This is a genomic window from Sulfitobacter sp. CW3, from assembly GCF_019392245.1.
Classification (GTDB): Bacteria; Pseudomonadota; Alphaproteobacteria; order Rhodobacterales; family Rhodobacteraceae; genus Sulfitobacter.
This window is the reverse complement of sequence record NZ_JAHXRL010000004.1, coordinates 503,709-512,414: the sequence shown is the minus strand read 5'-3', so window position 1 is coordinate 512,414 and position 8,706 is coordinate 503,709. Positions and strand designations below refer to the sequence as shown.

Annotated in this window: 7 protein-coding genes; 3 read left to right on the top strand and 4 right to left on the bottom strand. The window is 57.2% G+C overall.

The features are described 5' to 3' along the window. Positions 1-331: 331 nt before the first annotated feature. The 3 genes from msrQ to clpB all read right to left on the bottom strand — a co-directional run bounded on the left by msrQ (position 332) and on the right by clpB (position 4,641). Complete coding sequence (gene msrQ / locus KZZ06_RS12535) at positions 332-931, bottom strand: protein-methionine-sulfoxide reductase heme-binding subunit MsrQ (RefSeq protein WP_219580468.1); 600 nt, start codon at positions 929-931, stop codon at positions 332-334. 24 nt (positions 932-955) lie between these two features. Beyond that, positions 956-1,864, bottom strand: a complete 909-nt coding sequence (gene msrP / locus KZZ06_RS12530; RefSeq protein WP_219580414.1) for a protein-methionine-sulfoxide reductase catalytic subunit MsrP — start codon at positions 1,862-1,864, stop codon at positions 956-958. A 161-nt stretch (positions 1,865-2,025) separates the two neighbouring features. Beyond that, positions 2,026-4,641, bottom strand: a complete 2,616-nt coding sequence (gene clpB / locus KZZ06_RS12525; RefSeq protein ID WP_219580413.1) for an ATP-dependent chaperone ClpB — start codon at positions 4,639-4,641, stop codon at positions 2,026-2,028. Between the two features lie 280 nt (positions 4,642-4,921). On the opposite strand from clpB, the gene KZZ06_RS12520 reads away from it, so the two are divergent. The 3 genes from KZZ06_RS12520 (at position 4,922) to KZZ06_RS12510 (ending at position 7,798) form a co-directional block, all read left to right on the top strand. After that, positions 4,922-5,236 carry an orotidine 5-phosphate decarboxylase gene (locus KZZ06_RS12520; RefSeq protein WP_219580411.1) on the top strand — a complete coding sequence of 105 codons (315 nt, stop codon included), beginning with the start codon at positions 4,922-4,924 and terminating at the stop codon, positions 5,234-5,236. A gap of 176 nt (positions 5,237-5,412) precedes the next feature. Next, a complete protein-coding gene (pyrF, locus tag KZZ06_RS12515) occupies positions 5,413-6,102 on the top strand; it encodes an orotidine-5'-phosphate decarboxylase (protein ID WP_219580409.1) in 690 nt (229 codons plus the stop codon). Positions 6,103-6,544: 442 nt separating this feature from the next. Further along, positions 6,545-7,798 (top strand): DNA polymerase IV, encoded by a 1,254-nt coding sequence (locus KZZ06_RS12510; RefSeq protein ID WP_219580408.1) that lies wholly within the window; start codon positions 6,545-6,547, stop codon positions 7,796-7,798. Here the strand turns inward: KZZ06_RS12510 and KZZ06_RS12505 are convergent, their stop codons facing one another. Continuing rightward, complete coding sequence (locus KZZ06_RS12505; protein ID WP_219580406.1) at positions 7,799-8,659, bottom strand: N-formylglutamate amidohydrolase; 861 nt, start codon at positions 8,657-8,659, stop codon at positions 7,799-7,801. Positions 8,660-8,706 lie beyond the last annotated feature (47 nt).

Below are 8,706 nucleotides of genomic sequence, written 5' to 3'. Positions count from 1 at the left end.
GTGTCTGCTTGTCTGCGTCTCCGGTAAGGGGGGTTCTAAGGTTTGTTCCAAATACCCGCAACCCCTTTTTTCGGTTTATTGCACTTTTTCTTCATTTCCTGAATTTTTGCTTAAAATCAGCATGTTGATTGGCAAATGATGCGCTGGCTTTGGGTGTTTGGGTACGATTATTGCTCTTACCAAAGGTAAGTTGCCGGGTCTTGTCGGGAACCTTTTGAGTTATCCACAGGACAGGCTGCGACTCGAACGATCCGGGTACCCGTTTGCGCCAACATTTCGGCCTCAAACCCGGTGAATCGGCTTGGAATCGGTCCAGCTGGGCAGAATCAAATCAGATGGGCTGCCGTTTTCTGCGTTTTGGCAGTCGCAGCGCCAGCAAACCCAGAATCACAGCCATGTAGAGCAACGGTTCGAACTGAAACCCTTTGACCAGCCAGACAAAGTGTACCCCGCCCAAGATCACAGCCAGATAGGTCAGCTTGTGAAGGGTCCGCCACTTTGGCCCCAGCTTGCGGACCGAATAGGCGTTCGAGGTCACAGCCAACGGCACCAGACATAGAAAGCCAGCCATGCCGACGGTGATATAGGGACGCTTGATAATGTCTGCCCAGATCTGGCTGAGGATCCCGATATCAAGAGCCAGCCAAACCAACAGATGCAGTGATACATATAGAAAGGCCAGCAAGCCCAAGCAGCGCCGGAACTTGAGCAGGTTCAGGCCAGCGTATCTGCGCAACGGCGTGATGGCCAAACCAGCAATAAGTAGTTGAAGGGCGATTTGCCCCAACTCGTGTTCGAGCGCCTTGATGGGCTCTACGCCCAAGCCGCCGGTCTGCGCCAGATACAGCAGCCACGGCACCGGCAGACTACATACTATATAGACAGGCCATGTCGGGAACTTGCGGACGAAGCCGTTTATCTGGTCCACGATATGCGCCACGCTGCCTGCCCTGCCTTAAATGTCTTTGGTCAGATCCATGCCAGCATAGAGCGCTGCCACTTCTTCCTCGTAGCCATTGAACATCTCGGTCTCGATACGCTTCGAGAACAGCCCCCCGCCAATTGCCCGTTCGGTCGCTTGCGACCACCGCGGGTGATCCACCTTGGGGTTCACATTACTATAGAAACCGTATTCGCGGGCATTGGCCTTGTTCCAGCTTGTGGCGGGTTGGGTATCGGTCAACGTGATCCGCACCACCGACTTGATCGATTTATAGCCGTATTTCCACGGAACCACCAAACGCAGCGGCGCGCCGTTCTGTTTCAGGATGTCCTTGCCATAAACGCCGGTGGCCATAATCGTCAGCGGGTGCATCGCCTCGTCCAGCCGCAAGCCTTCGACATAGGGCCAGTCCAGAACGGGATAGGCGACGCCGGGCATCTCGTCTGGGCGCAAGGCAGTTTCGAACGCCACATATTTCGCGCCGGACTGTATGCCTGCCATGTTCAACAGATCGGCCAGTTCGAACCCGTTCCAGGGGATCACCATCGACCATGCCTCGACACAGCGGAATTTATACAGCCGTTCTTCGATGGTCATCGCCTTCATGATGTCTTCGAACGCGTAGGCACCAGGTTTGTCGACCATGCCGTCAATTTCGACTGTCCACGGATCAATGGTCAGCGCATCTGCATATTTGGCCGGGTCATCCTTGCCGGTGCCGAACTCGTAATAGTTATTGTAGGAAGTGATTTCTTCATAGGTGTTCGGCTCCAGCCCTTGGGGTGCGGCGCTGGCGCTGCTGCTGATGCCAGCCAAACCGATCCCCGCTAACGCACCGCCCATGATCTGCCGTCTGTTCATGAACAGCCCCTCGGGGGTCACGTCTTTTTCTTTCAGCGTATTGATCCAGCGGTTGGCCATTCGGGCGCTCCTTACATCTATATATATAGTAGATAGTGCGCGGATCAGGATCGACCAAACGGTAAGCGGCGACATTTCAGCAATCACACCTTATTGTCACCAAAACGCAAAAGGGCCGCAGCAAATGCTACGGCCCTTCGTTACTGTATATATAGTGTCGCTTAGTGAACGGTCGCGTCATCCGGTTTTGGCCGGTTGCTGGCCGCCACCCGATCACCGATGATCAGACCATCGGCACCTGCCGACACAGGGATCAGATCGCCGTCCATCACATCCCCGGCCAAGATCATCTCGGCCAGCGGATCTTGCAGCGCGCGTTGGATCACACGCTTCAACGGCCGCGCACCGAACACCGGATCATAGCCTTCATCCGCGAGCCACTGCCGGGCACCATCGTCCAGCTGAAGATCGATCTTGCGACCTGCAAGACGCTTGAGCAAACGATTGATCTGGATATCGACGATCCCGTTCATGTCGGCACGCGCCAACCTGTCAAAGATAATCGTTTCATCCAGACGGTTCAGGAACTCGGGCCGGAAGTGCCCGCGCACTGCGTCCATGACATCGCGTTTGGCCTGATCCATATCCCCGCCTTCGGGCAATTGGCTCAGCGCTTGGGCACCAAGGTTGCTGGTCAACACGATCAGCGTCTGCTTGAAATCGACCTTGCGACCCTGACCATCGGTCAGCACACCATCGTCCAGAACCTGCAACAACACGTTGAACACATCCGGGTGGGCCTTTTCGACCTCATCGAACAGCACAACCTGATAGGGTCTACGCCGCACGGCTTCGGTCAGCACACCGCCTTCGTCATAGCCAACATAGCCCGGAGGGGCACCGATCAGGCGGGACACGGCGTGTTTCTCCATGAATTCACTCATGTCGATCCGCACCATCGCGTTTTCGTCGTCGAACAGGAACTCGGCCACGGCCTTGGTCAGCTCGGTTTTACCCACGCCTGTTGGTCCAAGGAACAAGAAGCTGCCCAAAGGACGCGCCTCGTCGTTCAGACCGGCCCGCGCACGGCGCACCGCGTTGGCGACGGCTTTGACCGCTTGGTTCTGACCGATCACACGGTTGTGCAACTGATCTTCCATACGCAGCAGCTTGTCACGTTCGCCTTCCAGCATCCGGCCAGCAGGAATACCTGTCCAGCGTTCAACAACGCTTGCGATCTGGTCGGGGCGCACGGCCTCTTCCACCATCACATCGGTTTCGCTTTCCTCGGCCTCTCCAAGTTGGCGTTCCAACTGCGGGATCACGCCATAGGACAGCTCACCGGCCTTGGCCAGATTGCCTTCGCGCTTGGCGATATCCAGTTCGGCCCGCGCGCGGTCCAGCTTTTCCTTCAGCTCACGCGCGCCTTCAAGACGGTCACGTTCACCTTGCCATTGCGCGGTCATCGCGTCGGCTTTTTCCTGGAAATCAGCCAGCTCTTTCTCAAGCTTCTCAAGACGGTCCTTGCTTGCAGCGTCGTCTTCTTTCTTCAACGCCTCGGCTTCGATCTGCAATTGCATGATCTGACGGTCCAGCGCGTCCAGTTCCTCGGGCTTGCTGTCGACCTGCATCCGCAAACGGCTGGCCGCCTCGTCCATCAAGTCAATCGCCTTGTCCGGCAAGAAACGGTCGGTGATATAGCGATGCGAAAGCGTTGCCGCAGCCACCAAAGCCGAGTCGCTGATCCGCACGCCGTGGTGCAGTTCGTACTTCTCTTTGATGCCCCGCAAGATCGAAATCGTGTCCTCGACCGTAGGCTCTTCTACCATCACCGGCTGGAACCGGCGGGCAAGGGCGGCGTCTTTTTCGACATACTTACGATATTCATCAAGCGTGGTGGCACCAATACAATGAAGCTCCCCGCGTGCAAGCGCCGGCTTGATCAGGTTGGCCGCATCCATTGCGCCCTCGCCTTTGCCCGCACCAACAAGGGTGTGCATTTCGTCGATGAACAAGATCACTTCGCCAGCGGCCTCAGTTACTTCGGTCAGAACGGCTTTCAGGCGTTCCTCGAATTCACCGCGGTATTTGGCACCGGCAATCAATGCGCCCATATCCAACGCCAGCAATTGCTTGTTGCGCAGGCTTTCGGGAACATCGCCATCCACAATCCGCAAGGCCAAGCCTTCGGCAATCGCGGTTTTACCCACGCCGGGCTCACCGATCAGAACCGGGTTGTTCTTTGTGCGACGGCTGAGCACCTGCATGGCGCGGCGAATTTCTTCGTCCCGGCCAATGATAGGGTCGATTTTGCCTTCGCGGGCACGTTCCGTCAGATCAAGGCTGTATTTCTTGAGCGCGTCATAGCCTTCTTCGGCGCTGGCACTGTCTGCCGTCCGCCCCTTGCGCACATCATTAATGGCAGTGTTCAGCGCTTGGGCGGTCACCTTACCACTGTCCAATGCATCCTTTGCACCGGATTTCACCATGCACAGCGCCATCAAGACGCGTTCAACAGGCACAAAGCTGTCACCGGCCTTCTTCGCCAGATCTTCTGCCTCGGCCAAAATCTTGGCGGTGGTGTTGTCCAGATATACTTGGGCCGCGTCGCCTGACACCTTGGGCATCTTGCCCATCGACAAGGTGACGGATTCGAGAACTGCCGATGCATCACCGCCAGATGCGGTGATCAGATTGCTTGCCAGCCCTTGATCGTCATCCATCAACGCTTTCAGCAGATGCTCTGGCATCAGCCGTTGGTGGCTTTCTCTGGTTGCGATTGTCTGCGCTGCCTGAATAAAGCCACGCGATCTCTCCGTGAACTTGCTTAAGTCCATGGTTCTCTCCTTTTCAGTTAAGCGCCCGTTTGGTTTGACGCCTGAATAGCAGCACGCCAGTTTGTGGGCCTTGACCTAAATCAAGTATCCCGCGCCGGTTGTTTCAAGAGGGGAGCAGCACAATACGCGGTTTTTAGTCATTAATTCGAACGCGCGCCATTCCGCCGATGCGATTTGGGCAATGGGAACTCTTTCGTCTCAGAATCGTTTTTATAGCAGACGACAACAGACCATCCCATCGCACTGATGACCGATGTTGGACTCAAAAAAGGTACGAGACATGCAGACCCGCCCAGTTCAAATGACCGATGTAATCTATAACGCGGCCGAGCAATGCTTTGAAGCGTTGGTAACCGTCCATGACAGTGACGGTTCACGCAAATACGCCTGTTCGATCAACGCACCGATTTCGACATCCTTCGCCGATGCCGCGACCGGACTGCGCAAACAAGCAGAGCGACGTCACGCCAACCACGGCGGTATGTTCAGTGAATTGCAGTTTCAATCGGCTGCGCTGCGGGGCGGACGCCAGCGGTTCGATCCGAAAACATGGCTTGCGCATATTGCCAGCCTATCCGGTCTGCGCGCGGCCTAAAGCTTGGGTCGGCGGGCCAGCTTGCGCCCGTATCGCCCACGCATTGCCATACCCCCCCCGGGAAACGCCTACCGTATTTGCCAGCTTTTCATTATCTTTTCATTATAATGGACATGGGCAGCCTGACACCGTAAAGCACAACCGTTTGCCCCTGCCCCAAAAACCGGAGTGCCCCCATGTCAGATGATCGCCTTATCGTTGCCCTTGATGTTCCTCACGCCGTCGCGGGGTTGGAACTTGCGCAAAAGCTTGGCGACAGCGTCGGGTTTTACAAGATCGGACTGGGGATGCTGACCACAGGTGGCCTTGGCCTTGCCAACGAGCTGATCCAGGAACATGGCAAACGCGTCTTTCTTGATATGAAGCTGTTCGACATCGGGGCGACGGTCGAAGCCGCTGTGCGCGGTCTGGCCCAGTTCGATCTGGATTTCCTGACCGTCCACGGCGACCCTCATGTTGTGCGCGCCGCGATGGAAGGGGCCGCAGGATCGCGGACCAAAATCCTTGCCGTGACGATTTTGACATCGCTGGATCGCGCTGACCTTGATGCCGCATTGATCCAGCAAGGCGACATTCCCGATTTGGTCGCAACCCGCGCGGGCCGCGCGCTTGAGGCGGGTGCAGATGGCGTCATCGCCTCCCCTCAAGAAGCCGCGCTGATCCGTGCGCTGCCCCAGTCCGAGGGAAAGCTGATTGTCACACCCGGTGTGCGCCCCCAAGGCGCGGCCTTGGGCGATCAAAAACGTGTCGCAACCCCGCATCAGGCCATCAAAGACGGCGCAGACCATATCGTGGTGGGCAGACCGATCTGGCAAGCCGCCGATCCAAGCGCTGCCGCACGCGCTGTATTGGCCGAATTGCCTTAATCCCGCCACCATTAACCCTTGACTGTGCTTAATGGGTAACAGACCGACTTTTACTGTCGTAATACGGGAATTCAACCTTTGTATCCCGGGAATGCTATGGCAACCTTACTTTGGTGATACTCCCCGACGAACTGGTTCTTCCTGATGTTCGTCACCTCCCCCCGCTGGTTGCGGGGGGCTCTTTTTTCCTCCCCCTCCTCATGCAGCTTTCCGCCACCTTGTCAGTGACGCCTCGTCATGTGCGGGATACAGCTGTGTCGCGTAATGAGTGGCTGGCCGGACCACGACATGCCGCCCTTGCCCCATGTAACAGCACCGCCATTCCATACCCCAATCGACCATATACTTAAGTATTAGGTGATTACTGCCCGTGGAACGCCATGTTCAAACCGGGCAGCCTGCGGTATCTTGCCAGCATCATCCGTAGGCCCATATATCCCTTATGCCCGCACTTTGCCGCGATTGCCTGACCCAGATATCACCCGCGCGCCGATGTTCGGTTTGCGGCAGCCCCCGTGTGATGTCCCATCCCGAACTTTTCGACCTGTCCATCGCCCATATGGATTGCGATGCCTTTTATGCGTCCGTCGAAAAGCGCGACAACCCTGCGTTGAATGGCAAACCCGTTATCATCGGTGGCGGACGGCGCGGCGTGGTCTCGACCGCCTGTTATATCGCGCGAATCAAGGGTGTTAGGTCGGCAATGCCTATGTTTCAGGCACTCAAACTTTGCCCAGAGGCCGTGATCATCAAGCCGCGCATGGACGCCTATGTCGAAGCGTCGCGCGCCATTCGCGCAATGATGGAGGAACTGACCCCCGCCATCGAGCCGCTGTCGCTGGACGAGGCGTTTCTGGATATGACCGGCACGACGAAACTGCACGGCGCACCGCCTGCCGTTATGCTGGCAAAGCTGGTCCGGCGTATGAAAACCGAACTGGGCCTGACAGGGTCAATCGGGCTATCCCATAACAAGTTCCTCGCCAAAGTCGCGTCTGATCTGGATAAACCGCATGGCTTTTCGATCATCGGCCAAGACGAGACGATGGCGTTTTTGCACGACAAACCCGTGAGCATGATCTGGGGCGTAGGTGCCGCAACGCTGGCATCGCTGAACAAGGCCGGCATTCAGACCTTTTCCGACCTGCTGAGGTGGGAACAGACCGACCTGATCGCGCGGTTTGGCAGCATGGGCGACCGCCTGTGGCATCTTGCGCGCGGGCAAGACAAACGCCGCGTTTCATCCCATGAGCCGATGAAATCGATCAGCAACGAAACCACCTTTAACGACGACACATCAGACCCCGAATTGCTGGACGGGCACCTGTGGCGCATGGCACAAAAAGTCGCCGACAGAGCCAAGGCAAAAAATCTGGCGGGCCGTGTTGTTGTTCTCAAGCTTAAACGCGCGGATTTTTCACTGATCACGCGGCGCGTGTCGCTGTATGATCCGACCCAATTGGCCGACCGCATTTACCGCACCGCACGCGGGCTGTTTGACCAACTGAATGATGCTGGCCCCTATCGCCTACTGGGCTGCGGCATATCGGACTTAAGCGATGCGGGTGGCGCGGATCTGTCTGGTGATCTGCTGGACCCCGATGCCGGGCGGCGCGGCAAAGCCGAACGGGCCACCGACGCGATTCGCAATCGGTTCGGCGACAAGGCCATCGTCAAAGGCCGCGCGCTGCGCTGATTACTCTGCCGCCAAGGGGACACGCCCCTGCCCGATCAACGCAATTTCAGCGACAACAGCTTGCAGCGCCTTTTGCACGTCCTCAAAATTATCATTCGGCTGCACCAAGGCTTCGTTCATGTATAGCGACCGGTCCAATTCGATCTGAACGGCATGCTGGCCGCGCAATGGCCGCCCGTAAGCTTGGGTAATATAGGCCCCGGCGAAAGGCGTGTTGCGCGTTACATTAAACCCCGCGCTGGTAAACGCCGCCTCGATCCGGTCAACCACATCACCGCTGGCCGCTGCCCCGAAACGGTCCCCCAACACAACGTCGGGCCGTTTCATACCTTGCCGTGCAACGCCCTCTACCGCCTCATGGGGCATGGAATGGCAATCGACCAGCACGGCCTGCCCATGACGCCGATGCGCGGCATCCAGTAAGCCCTGCAACATGGCATGATAGGGCCGCCAACAGGTATCAATGCGCATTTCAGCCTCTTCCAGCGTGATTTTACCCCGATAAATCGCGCGGCCATTCGCCACGACGCGCGGAATCACCCCAAGGCCGGATGCCACACGCGGATTATGCCCCTGCCGGCGCACCCCCTCGATCAACGCGGGGTCCAGTTCTTCACGGGCGCGGTTCAAATCGATATAGGCGCGCGGTGCACCAGCCATCAAAAGCGGCGCACCATAATGCGGGGCCGCATTAAACAACACATCAACGAACGCATCCTCGGACGAGCGGATCGTATGATCGTCCAAAACAGTGGAATTCAGGAAAGAAGCGCTGTAATTACGCCCCGAATGAGGGGACGCGAACACCACACAAGACAGGTTCCGATCGGGGTGAATGACGTCGTACGAGGGGTGTGGCATGGGGGCACCTTTCAAAAACCATACTAACGCATGTTTTTACAAAGCCA